Here is a 19,042-nt window from a genome sequence, read left to right as displayed (position 1 = left end):
GGGGCGGTGAAACGAGCCAACGAGGTCGGGGACGTCCGCGCCCACCCCATACGACTGAGGTGGACGTCGACCTCCGGACGACGTGAACACGCCTCGCACGAGAATCGCCGGGCACCAACTCGCCGGGCGTCGGTCCATGCCCCCGGCATGAAGCGTCCACGCCCGTCCATTTTTCGCCGCACCGCCGGTTTTTTGGGGGTTCTGATCCGGAAATCCGCCCGCGGAACTGCGCGCGTTCTGACCGGTTCGGTGCTGTTGGGCATGACCCTCGCCGCTTACGGCCTCGCCACGCACTACGTCGACGCCATGCGCGCCCGCTCGCCGCTGCGCATTGAGGCGTGGTGGGACGTCAAAGCGCAGGTGGGCAACGTCTTCTACGCCGCATTGCGCAACGCCGGTGAACTGCCGGCCAACCTCTGGCACGGTGAGTGGGCCGCCGCGATCGCCAACCTCACCAACATGAGCGGCATCCGCTCGAGCGTCTACACGCAGGTGCTGCACGCCGGCGCCACCAATCATGCCGAGACCTTCACCCTCTGGGCTCCGCCACTGCTGACGGTGTTCGGTTTGCTCGGGCTGCTCCGCCAACATCGCGCGGGGCGCAGCCTGCTCTCCTTCCTCGCCCGCATTGGCATCGTGTCGGCGGCGACCACGACCCTGCTCCTCAATGTGGTCTTTTATTACCAAGGCGTAAGCGGGCTCACCGGCTGGATCGGCCTGCTCGGCTCCGGCCTCGCCAAGGTCGTCGACACCGTCATCGCGGTCGGTGCCGGCGCGATCAAAGAGGTCCTGTGGCACGTGTTCTTCATGGTCACCGATGGGAAGGAAAAGACCATCGGCTGGCTCACCGACAGCCGCGCAATCGAGGACCTGACGCACTACCTCGCACACTTCCCGCCCGACAAGATCACGCCGGCGCTGCACACGGCGGTCTTCCAAGCTTTGGTCGCCTCGGGGCTCCTCTTGTTGGCGCATCACCGGTCGCTGCGGGCCACGGAGCAACCGCAGCCAAGCCCCCCGGTCAAGAAACAGTCGCCGCAGCGGCGCACCAAGCGAGCCGTTCGACGCCGGCCGGCCACCGTCACGCGCTGAGGTGGACGTCGACCTCCGGACGACGTGAGGGCGGTGCGCCTACGCCACCGGCGCGGGAAAGAGCTCGCGAAAGGTAAACGCGTCGGCCGTCGGGCCGTGCGCCGCCAGGAGATCGAGCCGCCGTTTGCCCTCGGCCACCGAGGGCTTGGTGCCGGCCGGAATCCACCAGAGCGCGTAGTTCGGCCCGGCCGTGGACTCGAACCAATCCTGCCGGCGCTTGAACGCCGTGCCGTGCTGGCCGCGATAAACGTAGGTCTTGAGCGCGTCCACATCGGTCCAGATCGACATGTTCACCAAGGTGAGCGGATCCGGGTAAACGAGCTTTTGCGTCTCATCGCCCTCGGCATCGGTGTAGGCCCAGACGAAACCCGGCGAGGCCGCCGCCAGCGCGTTGACTGCATCGAGCTGCGCCGCGAAGTCCTGCATCAGCGGTGAGTCGAGCGGCGCTTTGGCCTGCGCCACGTTGATCTGGGCCAAGTGATGGGACATCCCACCAGCTCGGCGAATGATCGGCGCTGCGACAACCCTCTACCCGCCCGCGGGGGGCACAGGGGCAACATCATGGCGCCCGCACAGTCGAGGCGGGCGCCGCGCTTCAGCCGCAGGTCAACGGAAGGGCCTGAACATGAATCGGATTCATTTTTTAAGCTTTTCCAGAGGTGTCGCATTAATTGTTCTCATCCGTTTGCCGTGGCCCCCTTCGACTCCACCGCCGCGGTTTCCCTACCCCAACCCAGCTCCCCCCGCCTTATGCGATTGTCCCTGCTTCGACTACTTCCCTTCGCCGCCTTGGCTGCCTTGCCGAGCCTGGCTCACGCCCAAGAGGCGCCCACGGCGCCCGATACCGGCGACACCGCCTGGATGCTCACCTCCACCGTGCTCGTGCTCTTCATGACCCTGCCCGGCCTCGCCTTGTTTTATGGCGGTCTGGTCAAAGTGAAGAACGTGCTCTCGGTGCTCATGCACTGCTTCACCATCGCCGCGCTCGCGTCAGTGCTCTGGGTGGCCGGGCTCTACAGCCTGTCCTTCTCCGGCGGCAACGGCTGGATCGGCGACCTGCAGCACGCCTTCCTCAAGGGCATAACCATCGACGGCCTCGATGGCCGCACCTATCCGGAAACGGTCTTTGTGATGTTCCAGATGACCTTTGCGATCATCACGCCGGGCCTGATCGTCGGCGCCTTTGTGGAGCGCCTGAAATTCTCCGCCATGATGCTCTTCTCGGCCTTGTGGCTGGCCCTCGTCTACACCCCAGTCACGCACTGGGTGTGGGGCGGCGGCTGGATGCAGCAGGCCGGCACGCTCGATCTCGCGGGCGGCATCGTGGTGCACGCCACCGCCGGCATCTCGGCGCTGTTGCTGGCCAAGGCCGTCGGACCGCGCCGGGAGTTCCCGCGCAGCGTGCACCCGCCCCACAATCCCGGCATGGTCGTCACGGGCGCCTGCATGTTGTGGGTGGGTTGGTTCGGCTTCAACGCCGGCAGCCAGGGCGGCGCCAGCGCCGCGGCGGGCATGACCATGCTCGTCACGCACATCTCCGCCTCGGTCGCCGCGCTCACCTGGATGGCGGTCGAGTGGTTCAAGGCCGGGAAGCCCGGCGTGGTCGGTATCGTCACCGGCATGGTGGCCGGCATGGCCACGATCACGCCCGCCTCGGGCAACGTGGGCCCAATGGGCGCGGTGATCATCGGTTTCCTCGCCGGCTTCGTGTGTTACTTTATGTGCGGCATCATCAAGCAGCGCATGAAAATCGACGACGCCCTCGACGTCTTCGCCGTGCACGGCGTGGGCGGTATCATGGGCTCGCTCCTGGTCGCGGTGCTCGGCACGGCGGCCTTTGGCGGCACGGGGGTTGAGAACGTCGTGAGCCAACTTATCGTGCAGGTGAAAGCCGTCGGCTTCACGCTCATCTGGTCGGCGGTCGGCACCCTGATCATCATTGCCATCGTCAAGGCGACGGTCGGCCTGCGCATCGACCAGGAAGTCGAGCACCAAGGCCTCGACCAAGCCGAACACGGTGAAACCGCCTATCACCTTGAATAAGCCTCTTGCCCCCTCCCCAGTAACCAGATCCCAGCTACCAGTAATCCAGCCACCAGCAAACCAGCTCCCAGATTATGAAACTTGTTAAAGCCATCATCAAACCCTTCAAACTGGAGGAAGTCCGCGAAGCCCTGAACGAAATCGGCGTGCAAGGCATGACGGTGACCGAGTCGAAAGGCTTTGGTCGCCAGAAAGGTCACACCGAGATCTACCGTGGCAGCGAATACATCATCGATTTCCTGCCCAAGACGACCTTGGAGATCGTGATCCCCGACGACCTCGTGGGCAAAGCGGTCGACGCCATCGTGCGCAGCGCCAAGACCGGCAAGATCGGCGACGGCAAAGTTTTCGTCATTCCGGTCGAGTCCGCCATCCGCATCCGCACCGGCGAAACCGACGACGAAGCGTTGTAAGACGCGTCGCTCCATAAACCCTATCAGTCGAAAAGGCGCTCCGATTCGGAGCGCCATTTTGCTGCAAGATGCTAACTCCCGCGTAGGACCGACGCCAAACCGCCTGGACCACAGACTACAAAGCCTGCCCCGTTTCGGCCCCTCGACACTGTTTCGGCCCTTCTTCCATTCAGGCAAAAACTGATGGCGAAATAGGAACGCTTTGATATCGAAAGCTTATGCCGTCGAGTAAGAAGCCATCAAGAAAAGCAATCCCAAAGGCTGTCAGAGATTCCGTCTTGAAGGAATATAGGCACCGGTGCGCGATCTGCGGTGATGACTATGACCATTTGCATCACATTGATGAAGATCCTTCCAACAGCGTGGAATCCAATCTGATCCCCCTCTGCGCGAACCACCATGTTCGCGATGCACATAATCCTACCCAACCAATTGATTCGCGGATTATGCAGTTCTTTAGAACTTACCGGGATCCAATCATTTTAACAGCGCAGTTTCGCATCCTGTTCGAACGCTTTGATCGAATCTACGCCGACGAGTGCGCCGATCGTGAAAGAGCTGCAACTTATGCTAACGATTTCCTGAAATTCGTTAATGTAATGCACATGGGTGAATACTACAGGAAACGACTCAGCTACTGCGTGATCCCCAGCGATGCCACTTCTAGCATCAAATTGGATCCAGCAATCAACAAACCAAATCAACAAATCGACGAATGGGACAAACGCCTTCAACGAGCCTATTCCGATGCCCTAAACTCTCGTCGAAAGCTGGCAGCGGAACTCGTATTTGAACTAGCGCAGCAACAAAGTTGGCCTCCACCCGACCTACAGAGGAGACATTAAAGCACAAATTTATAATCAGTATTCGCTATGAACGAAATTCCTGACTACATTCGAAATTATATTGAACAGCTTAAAGCAAACAGGCTTGACGCGGCGATACAGGCTCAAGGCCATATTCTCAACTGGCTTTTTGCAATGAACACTGCGGGCTTAGGTGGTGTGCTTGCGTTTGCTGCCACGAAAGGCGGCGGGTGGGAAATATTTTGGCCAGTAATGTGCTTCTCGGTCGGAATCCTCTGTTTGATTGGCTACTCCGCGATGATGTTTTACTGGGAAAAGGGAATGTATCTTGAGGTGAGAACGGATAGCTCAAAAGTAATGTCCGGTGAAATGAAGTGGGAAGATTTTATCCAGAAGGAATCAGACCGCTCCGAATCTAATCTTATATGCGAGATACTCGCGTGGCTTGCCGGAATTTCAGGATTAACCGGAGTGGTCCTCGGCACTCTTGCAATCCTGTGACGGACAGGGCCGGAAGCGGGTCCAGGCTTTGTAGTTTGTCAGGGCCGGAAAAGGGGTCAGAGGCCGGACAAGGGGTCATGTCGTTACTTATCAACAATCGCCGGCCGGCTTGAGCCGGATGCGGGTCAGGTCGTTACCTGCCAACATGGTGTCGGCTGACGGATGCGGACGGGGTATTCCGCTAGGCCCTGCGATCGGAACGACTTTGCACCGCAGGTTTGGGGCTGGCTACGGGGTCAGGTCGTCACCTGTCCACATTATGGGAGTCCCAAAGGAGCCCGGACGGGGTCATGTCGTCACATTGTCAACATTGAATGGCGCCATCCCGGACGAGCTTGGGCGGGCACAAAGGTAGACCTGCCGACGCGAGCCCCTACCGCAGTTTTTCTAGCGGTCCGCGCCGAAGTCATGGGCCACGAGGGCGGTGAGGTCGACCGGTGCGGGCATGTCAGTGGACTCCGCGAAACCGAAGTGCAGCGCGCGATCGGTCCATCGGGCGGGCGCTTTCACCAGGCGCGGGTAGTCCGTCGGCTGGAGAAAATCCGGTGCCAGAGCGTCGATCATGCGGTGGAAGGCTTCATCGGCGGTGGTTTGTCGCGCACGGGCGAAGGCACGAACTTGCCAGAGCGGCACTTCCCTCCCCTGCGAGGCGTTTTTCCAGTCACAGGCAGTGAGCGCCAACAGGTAACAATCGTCGAAGCTGAGCCGGTGAACCCGGCTCAGCAGATCGCCTGGCATGTCGGGAAAGTTGTCACGCAGCCGCTCGTTCTTCCGGATCGCTTTGCTCGGTCGTGGCTCCCACTTCAGCGGAAGTTTTTCGGTGTTGAGGAACTCCCGGGCATGGCCGTCTTCCCCGAAGGCGCTGCCCCAAAGCACCATGAACGCGACCCGCGGCCGGTGGTCGGCGTCGGCGGGCAGGTAGCCGAGGGGCCGCAACGCCGCGACGAGGTGCTGCAACAGGGCTTCGCGCTCCGGATCTTCATCGCCGGGCCGGGCGGTGCCGAACAAGACATATCCGCGGGTGAGAAATTGGTAGTAGACCGGGTTGAGCTCGGGGTCGGGACTGGCTTGTTGCTCACCCAGAAAGGTGGAGTCGGTCTGCACCGCGATCTCCAAGTCGGTCTCCGCGGCCAACAACGTCAGCGCCATGAGCGGCAGCAGGAAGATGGCAGAAACGGTGCGGCGGATCATGAAAGGGTTCATGGCAGAGAACGGGGGTCTGGGTGGGAGCACCGGCGACCCGACGGGGGCAGTCGCAGAGGCACGGGCGTGGCGGATGGGGTGGCGGAACAAGACCAGATGAACCGACGCCCTTGCGACCGCTCGATGGGTCACCGGTTCCGAAGGCCGCCGAGCGCTGGGTGTCGGGCGTAAAGCCCGACCCACATTTTAGCCGGCCACTTGGTGTGGGTCGGGCTTCACGCCCGAAAGGTTTGCCACCGGGCGCCCGCGATTCTTGAGCGCAGCCGCTACACCGCTTCCAGACCTTCGTTCTCTTCGTTGCCTTCTGTGAAAACCCGACCGACCGACCGGACCGGGGTCGGCGACCCCGGCTACAGCGAAGTGCGGTTACACCGAGCTCTTCGGCTTGAGAGACTGCCGGAAGCTGGCGGCGAGGTAGTCGCGGTTCATGCGGGCGATGAAGTCGGGGCTGATCGACTTCGGGCAGGCGGCGGAGCACTCGTATTGGTTGGTGCAGTTGCCGAAGCCGAGTTCGTCCATCTTCGCCACCATCGCGAGCACGCGTTTGTCGCGCTCGGGCTGGCCCTGCGGCAGGAGGGAATACTGCGAGACCTTGGCGCCGACGAAGAGCATGGCCGAGGCATTCTTGCAGGCCGCGACACAGGCGCCGCAGCCGATGCAGGCGGCCGCATCCATGGCGAGGTCGGCATTCTCCTTCGGGATCGGGACGGCATTGGCGTCACAAGCGGCGCCGGTGCGCACGCTGATGAAGCCGCCGGCCTGCTGGATGGCGTCGAAGGCCGCGCGGTCGGTGATGAGGTCCTTTTGGACCGGGAAGGGTTTGGCGCGGTAGGGCTCGACGACGATCACGTCGCCATCGTTGAAGCTGCGCACGTAGGTCTGGCAGGACGCCACACCCTCGTGTGGGCCGTGCGGTTTGCCGTCGATGACGAGCGAGCAGGTGCCACAGATGCCTTCGCGGCAGTCGTGGGCAAAAGCAATCGGCTCCTCGCCGTCGCGCTCGAGGTTGTCGTTCACGACATCGAGCATCTCGAGGAACGACATGTTCGGGTTGAGATCGGTCGCCTTGTAATCGACGAACTTACCCTCGGCCTGCGGGCCGGCCTGCCGCCACACGCGCAGCGTTACGGAGATATTCTTGGTGGAGGATTTGTCGGCTACCATGATGGGACGTGGTTGGTGGTTCCGTTGATTACTTGTAGCTGCGGACGCTCATCTTGACCGTCTCGTAGTTGAGTTCTTCGACGTTGCGCTTGGGCACGTTGCCCTCGCCCTGGTATTCCCAGGCGGCGACGTGCGCGAACTTCTCGTCGTCGCGCAGGCACTCGCCATCGGGGTATTGGTATTCTTCCCGGAAGTGACCGCCGCAGCTCTCCTCGCGGGTGAGCGCGTCGCGGCACATGAGTTCGCCCAGCTCAAGGAAGTCGGCGAGGCGGCCGGCTTTTTCGAGCGACTGGTTGAGCGAGTCGCCGGTGCCGGTGACCTTGACGTTCTGCCAGAACTCCTCGCGCAGCTGCGGGATGAGTTTGAGGGCTTCCTCCAGGCCTTCCTTGGTGCGGGCCATGCCGCAGTGATCCCACATGATCTTGCCGAGACGCTTGTGGAAGTGAGCGACGGTCTCCTTGCCGTTGATGGAGAGGAGTTTTTTGGTGAGGTCGGACACCTTGGCGGCGGCCTCAACGAATTCCTTCTCGTCGCCCTTGGGGGCGGAACCGGGCTTCTGGGTGGCGAGGTAGTTGGCGATCGTGTAAGGCACCACGAAGTAACCGTCGGCCAGACCCTGCATGAGGGCGGAGGCACCGAGACGGTTGGCGCCGTGGTCGGAGAAGTTGGCTTCACCCAGCACGAACAGGCCGGGGATGTTGGACATGAGGTTATAGTCCACCCAGAGGCCGCCCATGGTGTAGTGCACGGCGGGGAAGATGCGCATCGGCGTCTCGTAGGCCGACTCGTCGGTGATCTCCTTGTAGATGTCGAAAAGGTTGCCGTAGCGGGCGCGGACGGTGTCGGCGCCGAGGCGCTTGATGGCGTCACCAAAATCCAGATACACGCCGAGCTTGGTCGGGCCGACGCCGCGGCCCTCGTCGCACATACGCTTGGCGGCGCGGGAGGAGACGTCGCGCGGGGCGAGATTACCGAAGGACGGGTAGATGCGCTCGAGGTAATAGTCGCGATCCTCCTCCGGGATGGAGTTGGGATCCTTGCCACAGTCCTCCGCCTTCTTCGGCACCCAGATGCGGCCGTCGTTGCGCAGCGACTCGGACATGAGGGTCAACTTCGACTGGTAGTCGCCCGAGACCGGGATGCAGGTCGGGTGAATCTGGGTGAAGCAGGGGTTGGCAAAGCAGGCGCCCTGCTTGTAGGCGCGCCACGCGGCGGTGGCGTTGGAGTTGCGGGCGTAGGTCGAGAGGTTGAAGACGTTGCCGTAACCGCCGGTGGCGAGCACGACGGCGTCGCCGGCGTGGCGGGTGACCTCACCGGTGATGAGATTGCGGACGACGATGCCCTTGGCCTGACCGTCGACCAGGACCAGCTCCAGCATCTCGGAGTTGTTGTGCATCTTCACGCCGCCGGATCCGATCATCTTGGACAGCGCGGAGTAGGCGCCGAGCAGGAGCTGCTGGCCGGTCTGGCCGCGGGCGTAGAAGGTGCGGGAGACCTGGGCGCCGCCGAAGGAGCGGTTGTCGAGCAGGCCGCCGTATTCGCGGGCGAAGGGCACGCCCTGGGCCACGCACTGGTCGATGATGTTGACCGAGACCTCGGCGAGGCGATGGACGTTGGCCTCGCGGGAGCGGTAGTCGCCGCCTTTGACCGTGTCGTAGAAAAGCCGATACACGCTGTCGCCGTCGTTCTGGTAGTTCTTGGCGGCGTTGATGCCGCCCTGGGCGGCGATGGAGTGGGCGCGGCGGGGGCTGTCGTGAAAGACGAAGCATTCCACCTGATAGCCAAGCTCGGCCATGGTGGCGGCGGCCGAGGAACCGGCGAGACCGGCGCCGACGACGAGCACCTTGTATTTCCGCTTGTTGGCCGGATTGACCAACTTCTGGTTGGCCTTTTGGTTGTTCCACTTGTCGGCCAGCGGGCCGGGCGGGATGGCAGAGTTGAGTTGGGCCATGTCGGGAAAAGCTTAGTGGTTGGCGGGGGCGGCGGTGGCGGCGACCTCCCCAAGGGAAGCGCCTTCGACCATGACTTGATGCGCGAGGGTGTCGGCGGCCGGTTTGGCGATACCGGCCAGGATGGTGCCGGGGATCAGCAGATTGCCGAGGAAGTAGGCGATGCAGAAGATCGCGACGACCCGACGAAGACAGCCGTTCCAGGAGTTGTTCCGCAGACCGAAGGTCTGGAAGACCGAGTCAATGCCGTGCCACATGTGCATGGCGAGCAGGCCGACTGCCACGATGTAGAAGAGCGAGACGAGCGGGCTGGCGAAACCGAGGAAGACCATCGAGTAGACGTCGTGCACCTCGGTGCCGGCGCTGGCGAGCGGGATGCCGAACTCGCGGACATCGTGCTGCATCGTCCAGTGCGGCAGGGCGCTCTTAAAAGTGTCCGTGCCGGCCAGTCCCACCGTGAAGTGCAGGAGGTGGTAAATGAGGAAGGCCAGGACCACGACGCCGGTCATGCGCATGTAGCGCGATGCGACCGAAGCCCGCAGCCAGCGGTGAACGCCGTATTTCTCCGGTCCGCGCGCCGACTTGCTCTCCAAGGTCAGTGCCACAGCGGCCCAGATGTGGATCGCCACACAGGCCAACAGGAACAGGCGGATGCCCCAGAGGGCCGGACCCAGGCCCTGCAGGAAGTGCGCGTAGCCGTTGATGTGGTCCGGCGGGAGAAAGATCTGCAGGTTTCCCACCAAGTGACCGGTGACGAAGCCGACCAGAATAAGACCGGTGACCGCCATCAGGATCTTTCGCCCGATGGAGGAGGTGAACAAGTTACGGAACAGGTTCATCGAAGATGTAAATAGGGGTCTGGAAGCCGGTCGAGCAGCGCGCTCAAACCATGCGGGTCGGAACCCTGACTAGGCAGGCTGGAATTGTAAACGCCCCATAGTCACCTGCTTCTCCCTATAAGCCAACCTGAAGCCGGGGAGAAGATTGGCACCCCAAACTGGCCCTTGAGCGCCTCAGCCAGGCCAAACGGGGCCTCGGCTCAAGTCGAGTCGAGGTTGTGACGATGAACCCGGGGAAGTCTGTCCATTCACGATTCATGACTCCCCGACGTGCCTCAAACCTTCCGGCGGTGATCATCCTTTTCACTGGGATGGCGGCTGCGGTCGTGCCGGCTCAGGTCGCGGTGACGAGCGTCAGTTATGGGGCCAGACAGAATGACTGGAACCAGAGCCAGGGCGGGATCGTTTTCCGCAACGAATCCTATGCGGTCGATTCGATCGGAACCGAGGCCGGCGACTACACGATGTCCGGGCCGATGGCTCAGGACGTCTATGTGCGGCGCAACACATCCTGGTGGAACTCGAATCCGAACTACACCACCCTCTTCTACCAGATCGACCACCACGACCGCGCCTACGGCACGACCCCCTCCACGGTCGAGGATGTGTTTCTCTCCGGCAACCTGTTCAGCGGCATTCGCGACCCCTTCGCCAATACCGGCAGCTCCACCTACTCACAAAACTCGAACATCGAGCGCATCGATTTCTTTTTTGGCGACTACGTGGTCGAAGAGGGTGCCGGCATCATTCTTTTCGACCTCGAGAACGCCGGCAACTTCGGCGACGCCTTCCGCATCGCCGCCTTCACCGGTTGGGACTCCAGCGCCGCCGCCCCCGATCTCTACGCCAACACCGGCCTGCTGATCGCCCCGGACTCCTACGGCGGCCCCCTGCTTTCGCCGACAGACAACGGCAGCACCGAATTTGGGCGGGCGACCTACGGCGACGGCGACGATGTCAGCGGTTCGGCCTATAACTTCACTCCTCTGGCCGACGATCTCGCCATGGTCGGCATCCTCATCCGCTTCACGGACATGGGCCTGCAGGTCGGCCAGACGATCAACGGTTTCTCGCTGATGGCGTCGGACGTGAACGTGACTGTGGCCTCCGATTTGGTGAACTGGAACAATGCCGCAGTGTATCGAACAGACACCGACCGGAATACCCACGGCAACATCGATTTCATGGGCTTCGGCGGTCAGATCGCCAATGCCGTGCCGGAGCCGAGCACCTACGGCGCGTGGTTCATCGGTCTGCTGGGGGCGGCCTACGCCCTGCGCGTCCGGCGCCAACGCCGCCACGCGCTCAAGCCAACGGCTTGAGCAGGGCAAACTTCCCGCTGGCCGCCGGCGCGATGTGACGGCGACGGAATCCGATCACCCGGGCGCCGTCCCCAATCACCTCGGCAATGGCCTGCGTCACGGTATCGGGCGCCGCGTGGTCGGCCACGTAATGGAAGTCCCAGCGGTCGGCCTTGGTCTGGACCAGCGAGTAGTGCCAGCACTTGAAGTCGGCGGGCAAGGCTTGGTCGACATCGGTCGGCGAAACCAGCGAGCCATCGGCACGGAAATGCAGCCCACCCTCGCGGCCCAGCACGCGGAAGCCCTCCGCGCAACGCTGCACGATATCACCGGTGTGGTAACGCAGCAGTGGCATGGCTTCCCGACCGCGGGTGGTGACAATGATCTGGAAGATCTGGTCGAGGCCACGGTAGGGCACGAGTTCGATGAAGGCGTTGGCGTCGATGACCTGGGAGTTGTCCGCGAAGGCGTCGCCCACAAAAAGGTAACCGGCCTCGGTCGAGCCATAGAGGTCGACCTGCGGCGCCGGGAAGACCTCGGCGATGCGGCGGCTGTGCTGCAGGCTGGCTTTGCCGTAAGTGAGGATGACGGCCTTCACGCTCGGCACGGTCACCCCACGGCGGGCCACAGCCCGCGCCAGCAGCGAGAGGTAGATCGGCTCCCCTTCGATCACGTCGGGTTTGACCGCCTGCAGCTCGACCACGATGCGATCCCACTCTGAATCACGAAACACGAAGGGATCGCTGGTGAGGTTCAGGTAGTGGGTGCCGTTGAGATAGCGGTTCGGGAAAGGATGATCCTCGTAAGGACAGAGGTTGCTGGAGCAACCCACCGGCGCGAGGATGCACTTGCGGTAGGCCTTGCCGACAAACTGGCGCAGAATCGGGGAAGCTTCGTAAGCCCGCGAGGTTTGTTCATCCCACCAGCCGTCCTCCATGATCACGGTCATCGGGCCCGCGGTGGTGCCGGAAGTGCTCTCGTATTCGAAACGCGATTCCTCCAACCCGCGCTCGATTTCGCTGTAGTCGGCGAAGAAGGATTGATGCCCCCGCTCCACGATCTCCCGCTTGGTCAGACGCGGAATCTCTTCGTAGCAGCCCCAGCGCAAGGGCTCCGGGTGGAGCGGAAAACGCGCCGTGTAGAGCGGACTGCGCTCATAGATCCGTCGAATCTCGCCCTCCAAAGAGGCGGGCACGCGGTCGCCGTCGGCGGCACCGAGTTGAGAGGGATCGTTGGCGAATTGAGGAGCGGACATCTTCAAGGTCGGGCAGCTAATGAGGCTCGGCGTCCAAGTCAAATTCCCGGCCACCCCCGACACGCCGCCTGTTCGGCCCACCAGGGTTCGAGCATGAACAAGCCGTTGAGCATGAGCGCGTGCGTGATCTCCCCCACCCTCGCCCGCCGCAACACCTCGGGAATCGGCCGGCAGTGAATGCCAAGTTCTTCATCCGCATCCCAGGCCGTCGCCTGTTTCCGCTCCGCCTCCGCGATGAGGACCAGGTGGGCGCGGTTGCTTTGAATCGCGGGATTCGGATGCACGGTGCCGAGCACTTGCGGCGCGGCGCCAACGTAGCCGGTCTCTTCGGCCAACTCGCGCGCGGCCGCGGCGGCCGGGTCCTCCCCGCGCTCGATCACCCCACCGGGCAGCTCGAGCGACAACTGTTCGACGCCGAAACGGAACTGCCGCACGAGCACGAGCTCGCCCGACGGCGTCACCGCCATCACCACCGCCCAGTCGGGTGCGTCGATGACCATGAACTCCTTGTCGGTTTCACGTCCGGGGTGGCGAAAGCGCGAGGCCCGCACGTCGAAGACACGGGTGTGCAGCAGCGCGCGGTCTGCACCACGTTGCCAGTTTGCCGGGGCCGAATCGTCATTCATGGGAAGGAAAACAAAAGCGCCCCCCGGGTGAATCGGGAGGCGCATTGAAAATTTGGATACAGGGAGCGACCGCTTACTTCTGCGGCAGCTTGATCGTCTGGCCCACGGCGAGGCGGTTCCAGTTCACACCGGGGTTGACCGCGAGCAGGTCGCTGAGGGAGACGCCGGCGGTGCGGGCGATCTTGGAGCCGGTGTCGCCGGACTTGACGACGTATTCATTCGGGCCGGCCACCACCGGGCCGCTGGAGGAGCTCGACGGGCTGGCAGCGACCGGAGCGGGCTGGCTGGCCTTTTCCTTGATCTCCTCAAATTCGGTGCGCAGGGCGCCAAACGCGTCGCTGAACTGCTTGAAGGCACCATTGGTGTCGGAGGCCACCTTGTTGATGCGACTGGTGGCCTGCTCGGCGGAAGTCGAGGTCTTGCGCAGTTCGGCCTCGAGGTCGTCGATCCGAGCGGCCAAAGCGCTTTGATCGGCGAGGCTCTTGCTGACATTCGAAACCTTGGCGAGTGCCACTCCGGCCAATACGCCGGCAATGACGCCAACGATGAGTGCCAGCACCGGCAGCCAACTGAACGATTCGTTATTTTCCTGAGAAATGGTGTCCATGGGAGAAAATGCTAACCACAGGGTCTACGTGGGTGGCGCGGGTATAAGCAAGCAGGGAAATGGCTGAGCCGGCGGGCGATGCGCGAAATCGGCGTCGATCCGAGCAGGCTCCCGAACAGGTCGATCAAACCGGCGCGGTTTCAGCAAAGCCGAAGGTTGACAGGCTGCGACCTTGCCGGTGCCGTGCGATCGGTTCACGGGACGTAGCTTAGCCTGGTAGAGCGCCTGCTTTGGGAGCAGGAGGTCGAGAGTTCGAATCTCTCCGTCCCGACCAGCCGAACCGAGACACGCCCTAGAGTGCGGGCAGAGAAATCTCGGAGGAACCCGTCGGCTCGTCTTCGCCGGTGTTGGCGGAAACCGCGGCCTGCAACATGGTCACGCGCTGCGCCCAATTGGTCGCAGGATCAATGGCGAGGATCTGGGTGGCCAACTCGTTGAGCGCTTCGACGTCCTTGCTGCCAGCGGCGCGGGCGGCCAGATGAAAGGCGGCTTCACTGCGAATCGGACCGGCCACGGTCGTGTCGTTGGCGACGGCACGCAGTGCGCTTTCACCACCGGACACGTCACCGGACTGGAGCTGGGCCATGGCGCGACCGAGGCGAATGCGATCGGCGAATACGGTGCCCTCAAGGTCGGCCGCGGCGGCGTCATACTTGGCGATCGCCTCACTGAAGCGACCTTCGGCAAATGCGGTGTCGGCGATCGTGAGCAACGCGGCGCCGGCGAGCGGACTGCCGGAGTGGCTGCTGGCGAACGCTTCGCGTTGGGCGTCGGTCTCGGCGGCGGCGTAGGCTTCACGCTCGGCGGCGGCCTGACTGTCCTGCCACATCGTCCAGCCATGGCGCGCGAAGATCGCCAACAAAACGACCACCGCGAGGCCGATCAACGAGCTGCGGTTCTTCTCCCAGAAGTAGCGCACGCCTTCCTCGAGGTCGGGGGCCATGGAGGCAGGAACATCGACGGAAGCAGACGCGGCGTCTTTGGGTTGGGCGGGGGTTTCGTTGGACTTGGACATGGATGGCGAAAACGGGCACCGAAACACATGCCCTCCCCCTCGTAAAGGCGGGATTTCGACCGGAAGCTCAGTCGAAGACGACCGTCTTGTTGCCGTAAACCAACACCCGGTGCTCGAGGTGCCACCGCACCGCCTGCGCAAGAACAAGCTTCTCGAGGTCGCGGCCTTTGCGAATGAGGTCGTTGACCTCGTGCCGGTGGGTCACCCGGGCCACGTCCTGTTGGATAATCGGACCGTCATCGAGCACCGCGGTGGCGTAATGCGCCGTGGCGCCGATGAGTTTCACGCCGCGGGTGTGCGCCTGGTGATACGGTCGCCCGCCGGCAAAGGCGGGCAGGAAGGAGTGGTGAATATTGATCACGGGCCGGGCGAACGAGGACAGGAAGTCCTCCGACAGGACCTGCATGTAGCGCGCGAGGATCACCAGCTCGACATCGAGCTCACGCAGGAGCGCGAGTTGCGCGGCCTCCGCCGCGGGTTTGGTCGCGGCCGTCACGGGGATGTGGTGAAACGGCAGACCGTAGTTGGTCGCCGCCTCCTCCAACACGCGGTGGTTCGAGACCACGGCCACAATATCACAGGCAAACTCGCCCGCCTTCCAACGCAGGACGATGTCGTGGAAGCAGTGATCGGCCTTGGACACGAAAAGCGCGACCTTGGGGCGCACGTCCGGCACCGCCACCTGCGGGTTCATACCCAGCTCGTTGGCGAAGGCCTTGAAGGCCGCCTCCTCGTCGGCCGCGTCCGGCGACGGGATCCACTCGACGCGCTGGAAGAAGATCCCTTCCTCCAGATCGCGGTGTTGATCGGCGTGCAGGATATTGCCGCCCCGTTCGTAGATCCAACCCGACACCTTGGCCACCAGACCGGGTTGGTCGGGACCGTGCAGCAGACAAATGTGCGGAGCCACTTCGGAGGCGGACATGGTCGGGGGCGATGAAACGGAATCAGACCGGGCGCACGTTCTTCACGTAGTGCTGGATCGGCATGACCTCGATCTGCTTTTCCATCAGCGCCTCGATGCCCTTCACGGCGGCGAAGGCGCCCATGACCGTGGTCATGAGGCAGACATTGTGGGCGTAGGCGGCGGCGCGAATCTTGTTCTCGTCCTTGCGCGGAATCATGCCCCCGGGGGTGTTGATCACCAACTTGATCTGGTTGTTCTTGAGCATGTCGACCGCGGTGGGACGACCCTCGTTGATCTTGGCCAGTCGGGTGACCTCGACGCCGTTTTCGGCCAGCACCTTGGCGGTGCCGCCGGTCGAGTAGAGCTTGAAACCGAGACGCACGAGCCGGCGGGCGAGATCGACCGCGCGCGGTTTGTCGGCGTCTTTGACGGAAAGGAACACGTTGCCGGAAGTCGGCAGGCCGGGCTTGGCCGCGGCCTGGGCTTTGGCGAAGGCCACGCCGAGGTCTTCGTCGACCCCCATCACTTCGCCGGTCGAACGCATCTCCGGACTCAGCGCGATGGTGCAGCCGGGGAAGCGCACAAACGGGAACACCGACTCCTTCACGCACCAATGTTTCGGCACGATCTCCGCGGTGAAACCGAGCTCCTTGAGCGTCTTGCCCGCCATGATTTGGGCGGCGAGTTTGGCGAGCGGAATACCCATGGCCTTGGCCACGAAGGGAACGGTGCGGGAGGCACGCGGGTTGACCTCAATGAGGAACAACTCGTCACCCTTGATCGCGAACTGGACGTTCATGAGGCCGACCACGTTGAGCTCCCTGGCGAGGGCCAAGGTCGCGTCGCGCACGGTGTCGATCATCTCCTTCCCCAGCGTGTGCGGGGGCATGACCATGGCGGCGTCACCGGAGTGCACGCCGGCAAACTCGATGTGCTCGAGCATGCCACCGATGATCGAGGTCTCGCCGTCGCTGATGCAGTCGACGTCGAGCTCGATGGCGTCCTCGAGGAACTTGTCGATGAGCACCGGCTTGTCGGGCATGGCGTCGAAGGCCTCACGGACAACGCTCTTAAATTCCTCTTCGCTGTAGACGATGAACATGCCACGCCCGCCGAGCACGAAGGACGGACGCAGCAGCACCGGGAACCCGAGCTCGTGAGCCGCGGCCAGCGCCTCGGCTTCGCTCATCGCGGTGCGGTTGGCCGGCTGCTTGAGGCCGAGCTTGTTAAGGATGGCCGCGAACTGTTTGCGGTCCTCGGCCGCGTCGATCATCTCCGGCGCGGTGCCGATGATGTTGACGCCGTGGGCCTTCAATTGGGTGGCGAGGTTAAGCGGAGTCTGGCCGCCGAACTGCACGATGGCGCCGTCGCAGCCCTCCTGCTCGTAGATCTCAAGCACGTCCTCGAGTGTGAGCGGTTCGAAGTAAAGACGGTCGGACGTGTCGTAGTCGGTCGAAACGGTCTCCGGATTGGAGTTCACCATCACGGTCTCGAAACCGATCTCACGCAGGGCGAAGCTGGCGTGCACGCAGCAGTAGTCGAACTCGATGCCCTGGCCGATGCGGTTGGGTCCACCGCCGAGAATCATGATCTTCTTCTTCTCAGACGGCATCACCTCGTTCTCGTCGCCGTAACTGGAATAATAATACGGCGTGAACGCTTCGAACTCGGCGGCGCAGGTGTCGACCAGGCGGTAGGTGGTCTGGATGCCGCGCTCCTTGCGCGCTGCCCGCACGGTGTCGAGGTCGCTGCCAAGGAGGTGGGCGAGCTGGGCGTCGCAGAAACCGAACTTCTTCGCGCGACGCAACAGCTCGGTATCGATGTCGGCGAGGGTCTGGCCTTTGACCGCCTGCTCCATGTCGAAGATCTCCTTCAACTGGTGGAGGAACCACGGATCGATCTTGGTGAGGTCAAAGACCTCGTCGATGGTCATGCCATCGAGGAAGGCGTAGCGGATGTAGAAGATGCGTTCCGGATTCGGCGTGCCGAGTTTGGACACGATGAGGCTGCGGTCCGGCGCGGTGTCGCTGCCGTATTTGCCACCGCCGCCACCGAAGCCACGGGCGCCGATCTCGAGTGAGCGCAGCGCCTTTTGCATGGACTCCTTGAAGGTGCGACCGATGGCCATGGCCTCGCCGACGGACTTCATCGCGGACGTCAGGGTCGGTTCGCAGCCCGGGAACTTCTCAAAGGTGAAGCGTGGGATCTTGGTCACCACGTAGTCGATGGTCGGCTCAAACGATGCCGGCGTGAGCCGCGTGATGTCGTTCTGCAGCTCATCGAGAGTGTAACCCACCGCGAGTTTGGCGGCGATCTTGGCGATGGGGAAGCCGGTGGCCTTCGACGCGAGCGCGGAAGAGCGCGACACGCGCGGGTTCATTTCGATCACGACCTGACGACCGGTCTGCGGATCGAGAGAAAATTGGATATTGGAGCCGCCGGTCTCGACGCCGATCTCGCGGATGACCGCAAAGGAGGCGTCGCGCATGGCTTGGAATTCCTTGTCGGACAGCGTCATCGCCGGGGCCACCGTGATGGAGTCGCCGGTGTGCACGCCCATCGGATCGAAGTTCTCGATCGAACAAATCACGACACACTGGTCCTTGTGGTCGCGCATGACCTCCATCTCGTATTCCTTCCAGCCGAGCAGGCACTCCTCGATGAGGACCTCGTGGACCGGGGAAAGGTCGAGACCGTTGGCCACGATTTCCTCGAACTCCTCGACGTTGTAGGCGATGCCTCCACCGGAACCGCCGAGGGTGAAGGACGGGCGGATGATGAGAGGCATCGTGCCAATCTCTTCGGCCGCCTCGCGGGCCTCAGCCATGGACTTGACCGTGCGGGAGTGCGCCACATCGAGACCGATCTTGAGCATGGCCTGCTTGAAGAGTTCGCGGTCTTCACCCTTGTCGATCGCCTCGGGTTTGGCGCCGATCATCTCCACATTGTATTTTTCCAGGATGCCCTTCTCGAAGAGCTCCATGGAAAGGTTGAGCGCGGTCTGACCACCGAGCGTCGGAAGCAACGCGTCGGGCTTTTCCTTGGCGATGATCTTTTCGACGAACTCGACCGTGAGCGGCTCGATGTAGGTGACATCGGCAAACTCCGGATCGGTCATGATGGTCGCCGGGTTGGAGTTAACCAGAATGACGCGGTAACCCTCTTCCTTCAGGGCTTTGCAGGCTTGCGTGCCGGAGTAATCAAATTCGCAGGCTTGGCCGATCACGATGGGACCGGCGCCAATGATGAGGATGGAGTGGAGATCGTCTCGCTTGGGCATATGCGTAGGCTCCACAGACGGTTGGTGGCCCCAACTGACGG

The 19,042-nt window shown here is 62.8% G+C and carries 17 protein-coding genes and 1 tRNA gene; 7 read left to right on the top strand and 11 right to left on the bottom strand.

Translation table 11 applies throughout. The annotated features are described in order from the left end of the window. The first annotated feature begins 261 nt into the window (after window positions 1-261). The gene (locus AC0MRV_RS04115) at window positions 262-1,092 is read left to right on the top strand and encodes a hypothetical protein (RefSeq protein WP_472763164.1); all 831 of its coding nucleotides are present in this window, start codon (window positions 262-264) and stop codon (window positions 1,090-1,092) included. A gap of 39 nt (window positions 1,093-1,131) precedes the next feature. On the opposite strand, the gene AC0MRV_RS04110 is transcribed toward AC0MRV_RS04115, so the two are convergent. Next, window positions 1,132-1,581 carry a DUF3291 domain-containing protein gene (locus AC0MRV_RS04110; protein WP_472763163.1) on the bottom strand — a complete coding sequence of 150 codons (450 nt, stop codon included), beginning with the start codon at window positions 1,579-1,581 and terminating at the stop codon, window positions 1,132-1,134. Window positions 1,582-1,842: 261 nt separating this feature from the next. Here AC0MRV_RS04110 and AC0MRV_RS04105 point away from each other — a divergent pair, with 261 nt between their 5' ends. From AC0MRV_RS04105 to AC0MRV_RS04090, 4 genes are all read left to right on the top strand, one after another. Further along, window positions 1,843-3,135 carry an ammonium transporter gene (locus tag AC0MRV_RS04105; protein ID WP_472763162.1) on the top strand — a complete coding sequence of 431 codons (1,293 nt, stop codon included), beginning with the start codon at window positions 1,843-1,845 and terminating at the stop codon, window positions 3,133-3,135. Between the two features lie 74 nt (window positions 3,136-3,209). Then, entirely contained in the window at window positions 3,210-3,548 is a 339-nt protein-coding gene (locus AC0MRV_RS04100) for a P-II family nitrogen regulator (RefSeq protein WP_472763161.1), read from the top strand. Between the two features lie 218 nt (window positions 3,549-3,766). Next, window positions 3,767-4,393 carry an HNH endonuclease gene (locus AC0MRV_RS04095; protein ID WP_472763160.1) on the top strand — a complete coding sequence of 209 codons (627 nt, stop codon included), beginning with the start codon at window positions 3,767-3,769 and terminating at the stop codon, window positions 4,391-4,393. A 27-nt stretch (window positions 4,394-4,420) separates the two neighbouring features. Next, a complete protein-coding gene (locus AC0MRV_RS04090) occupies window positions 4,421-4,855 on the top strand; it encodes a hypothetical protein (RefSeq protein ID WP_472763159.1) in 435 nt (144 codons plus the stop codon). Window positions 4,856-5,242: 387 nt separating this feature from the next. On the opposite strand, the gene AC0MRV_RS04085 is transcribed toward AC0MRV_RS04090, so the two are convergent. From AC0MRV_RS04085 to AC0MRV_RS04070, 4 genes are all read right to left on the bottom strand, one after another. Then, window positions 5,243-6,046 (bottom strand): hypothetical protein, encoded by an 804-nt coding sequence (locus tag AC0MRV_RS04085; RefSeq protein ID WP_472763158.1) that lies wholly within the window; start codon window positions 6,044-6,046, stop codon window positions 5,243-5,245. Between the two features lie 378 nt (window positions 6,047-6,424). Next, entirely contained in the window at window positions 6,425-7,222 is a 798-nt protein-coding gene (locus AC0MRV_RS04080; protein ID WP_472763157.1) for a succinate dehydrogenase/fumarate reductase iron-sulfur subunit, read from the bottom strand. Between the two features lie 28 nt (window positions 7,223-7,250). Next, window positions 7,251-9,173, bottom strand: coding sequence for a fumarate reductase/succinate dehydrogenase flavoprotein subunit (locus AC0MRV_RS04075; protein WP_472763156.1), 1,923 nt, complete (start codon window positions 9,171-9,173; stop codon window positions 7,251-7,253). Window positions 9,174-9,185: 12 nt separating this feature from the next. Continuing rightward, the gene (locus tag AC0MRV_RS04070; RefSeq protein ID WP_472763155.1) at window positions 9,186-10,010 is read right to left on the bottom strand and encodes a succinate dehydrogenase cytochrome b subunit; all 825 of its coding nucleotides are present in this window, start codon (window positions 10,008-10,010) and stop codon (window positions 9,186-9,188) included. 257 nt (window positions 10,011-10,267) lie between these two features. On the opposite strand from AC0MRV_RS04070, the gene AC0MRV_RS04065 reads away from it, so the two are divergent. Next, entirely contained in the window at window positions 10,268-11,332 is a 1,065-nt protein-coding gene (locus AC0MRV_RS04065) for a PEP-CTERM sorting domain-containing protein (protein ID WP_472763154.1), read from the top strand. Here AC0MRV_RS04065 and AC0MRV_RS04060 read toward each other — a convergent pair. The 3 genes from AC0MRV_RS04060 to AC0MRV_RS04050 all read right to left on the bottom strand — a co-directional run bounded on the left by AC0MRV_RS04060 (window position 11,316) and on the right by AC0MRV_RS04050 (window position 13,799). Further along, the gene (locus AC0MRV_RS04060) at window positions 11,316-12,566 is read right to left on the bottom strand and encodes a phenylacetate--CoA ligase family protein (RefSeq protein ID WP_472763153.1); all 1,251 of its coding nucleotides are present in this window, start codon (window positions 12,564-12,566) and stop codon (window positions 11,316-11,318) included. The two genes, AC0MRV_RS04065 and AC0MRV_RS04060, sit on opposite strands and share 17 nt — an antisense overlap. A gap of 38 nt (window positions 12,567-12,604) precedes the next feature. Next, entirely contained in the window at window positions 12,605-13,192 is a 588-nt protein-coding gene (locus AC0MRV_RS04055; protein ID WP_472763152.1) for an NUDIX hydrolase, read from the bottom strand. A 73-nt stretch (window positions 13,193-13,265) separates the two neighbouring features. Then, on the bottom strand, window positions 13,266-13,799 hold the full coding sequence (locus AC0MRV_RS04050) for a LysM peptidoglycan-binding domain-containing protein (RefSeq protein WP_472763151.1): 534 nt from the start codon (window positions 13,797-13,799) through the stop codon (window positions 13,266-13,268). Between the two features lie 197 nt (window positions 13,800-13,996). Here AC0MRV_RS04050 and AC0MRV_RS04045 point away from each other — a divergent pair. Further along, window positions 13,997-14,073 (top strand) — tRNA-Pro (locus tag AC0MRV_RS04045). Window positions 14,074-14,091: 18 nt separating this feature from the next. Here AC0MRV_RS04045 and AC0MRV_RS04040 read toward each other — a convergent pair. The 3 genes from AC0MRV_RS04040 to carB form a co-directional block, all read right to left on the bottom strand. Next, window positions 14,092-14,814 (bottom strand): tetratricopeptide repeat protein, encoded by a 723-nt coding sequence (locus AC0MRV_RS04040; protein WP_472763150.1) that lies wholly within the window; start codon window positions 14,812-14,814, stop codon window positions 14,092-14,094. Window positions 14,815-14,881: 67 nt separating this feature from the next. Next, window positions 14,882-15,739, bottom strand: coding sequence for a formyltetrahydrofolate deformylase (purU, locus tag AC0MRV_RS04035; RefSeq protein WP_472763149.1), 858 nt, complete (start codon window positions 15,737-15,739; stop codon window positions 14,882-14,884). Between the two features lie 22 nt (window positions 15,740-15,761). Then, window positions 15,762-19,001 carry a carbamoyl-phosphate synthase large subunit gene (gene carB, locus AC0MRV_RS04030; RefSeq protein ID WP_472763148.1) on the bottom strand — a complete coding sequence of 1,080 codons (3,240 nt, stop codon included), beginning with the start codon at window positions 18,999-19,001 and terminating at the stop codon, window positions 15,762-15,764. Between the last annotated feature and the right edge of the window lie 41 nt (window positions 19,002-19,042).

Origin of the sequence: Actomonas spartinae, from assembly GCF_051209155.1 — a bacterium.
Classification (GTDB): Bacteria; Verrucomicrobiota; Verrucomicrobiia; order Opitutales; family Opitutaceae; genus Actomonas.
Note: the sequence above shows the minus strand (reverse complement) of the source record. Positions and strands in the feature narration are given on the sequence as shown.

Coding starts and splice junctions, on each gene's coding strand:
- AC0MRV_RS04115 (WP_472763164.1), top strand. CDS start 262: ATGACCCTCGCCGCTTACGGCCTCGCCACGCACTACGTCGACGCCATG.
- AC0MRV_RS04110 (WP_472763163.1), bottom strand. CDS start 1,581: ATGTCCCATCACTTGGCCCAGATCAACGTGGCGCAGGCCAAAGCGCCG.
- AC0MRV_RS04105 (WP_472763162.1), top strand. CDS start 1,843: ATGCGATTGTCCCTGCTTCGACTACTTCCCTTCGCCGCCTTGGCTGCC.
- AC0MRV_RS04100 (WP_472763161.1), top strand. CDS start 3,210: ATGAAACTTGTTAAAGCCATCATCAAACCCTTCAAACTGGAGGAAGTC.
- AC0MRV_RS04095 (WP_472763160.1), top strand. CDS start 3,767: ATGCCGTCGAGTAAGAAGCCATCAAGAAAAGCAATCCCAAAGGCTGTC.
- AC0MRV_RS04090 (WP_472763159.1), top strand. CDS start 4,421: ATGAACGAAATTCCTGACTACATTCGAAATTATATTGAACAGCTTAAA.
- AC0MRV_RS04085 (WP_472763158.1), bottom strand. CDS start 6,046: ATGATCCGCCGCACCGTTTCTGCCATCTTCCTGCTGCCGCTCATGGCG.
- AC0MRV_RS04080 (WP_472763157.1), bottom strand. CDS start 7,222: ATGGTAGCCGACAAATCCTCCACCAAGAATATCTCCGTAACGCTGCGC.
- AC0MRV_RS04075 (WP_472763156.1), bottom strand. CDS start 9,173: ATGGCCCAACTCAACTCTGCCATCCCGCCCGGCCCGCTGGCCGACAAG.
- AC0MRV_RS04070 (WP_472763155.1), bottom strand. CDS start 10,010: ATGAACCTGTTCCGTAACTTGTTCACCTCCTCCATCGGGCGAAAGATC.
- AC0MRV_RS04065 (WP_472763154.1), top strand. CDS start 10,268: ATGACTCCCCGACGTGCCTCAAACCTTCCGGCGGTGATCATCCTTTTC.
- AC0MRV_RS04060 (WP_472763153.1), bottom strand. CDS start 12,566: ATGTCCGCTCCTCAATTCGCCAACGATCCCTCTCAACTCGGTGCCGCC.
- AC0MRV_RS04055 (WP_472763152.1), bottom strand. CDS start 13,192: ATGAATGACGATTCGGCCCCGGCAAACTGGCAACGTGGTGCAGACCGC.
- AC0MRV_RS04050 (WP_472763151.1), bottom strand. CDS start 13,799: ATGGACACCATTTCTCAGGAAAATAACGAATCGTTCAGTTGGCTGCCG.
- AC0MRV_RS04040 (WP_472763150.1), bottom strand. CDS start 14,814: ATGTCCAAGTCCAACGAAACCCCCGCCCAACCCAAAGACGCCGCGTCT.
- purU (WP_472763149.1), bottom strand. CDS start 15,739: ATGTCCGCCTCCGAAGTGGCTCCGCACATTTGTCTGCTGCACGGTCCC.
- carB (WP_472763148.1), bottom strand. CDS start 19,001: ATGCCCAAGCGAGACGATCTCCACTCCATCCTCATCATTGGCGCCGGT.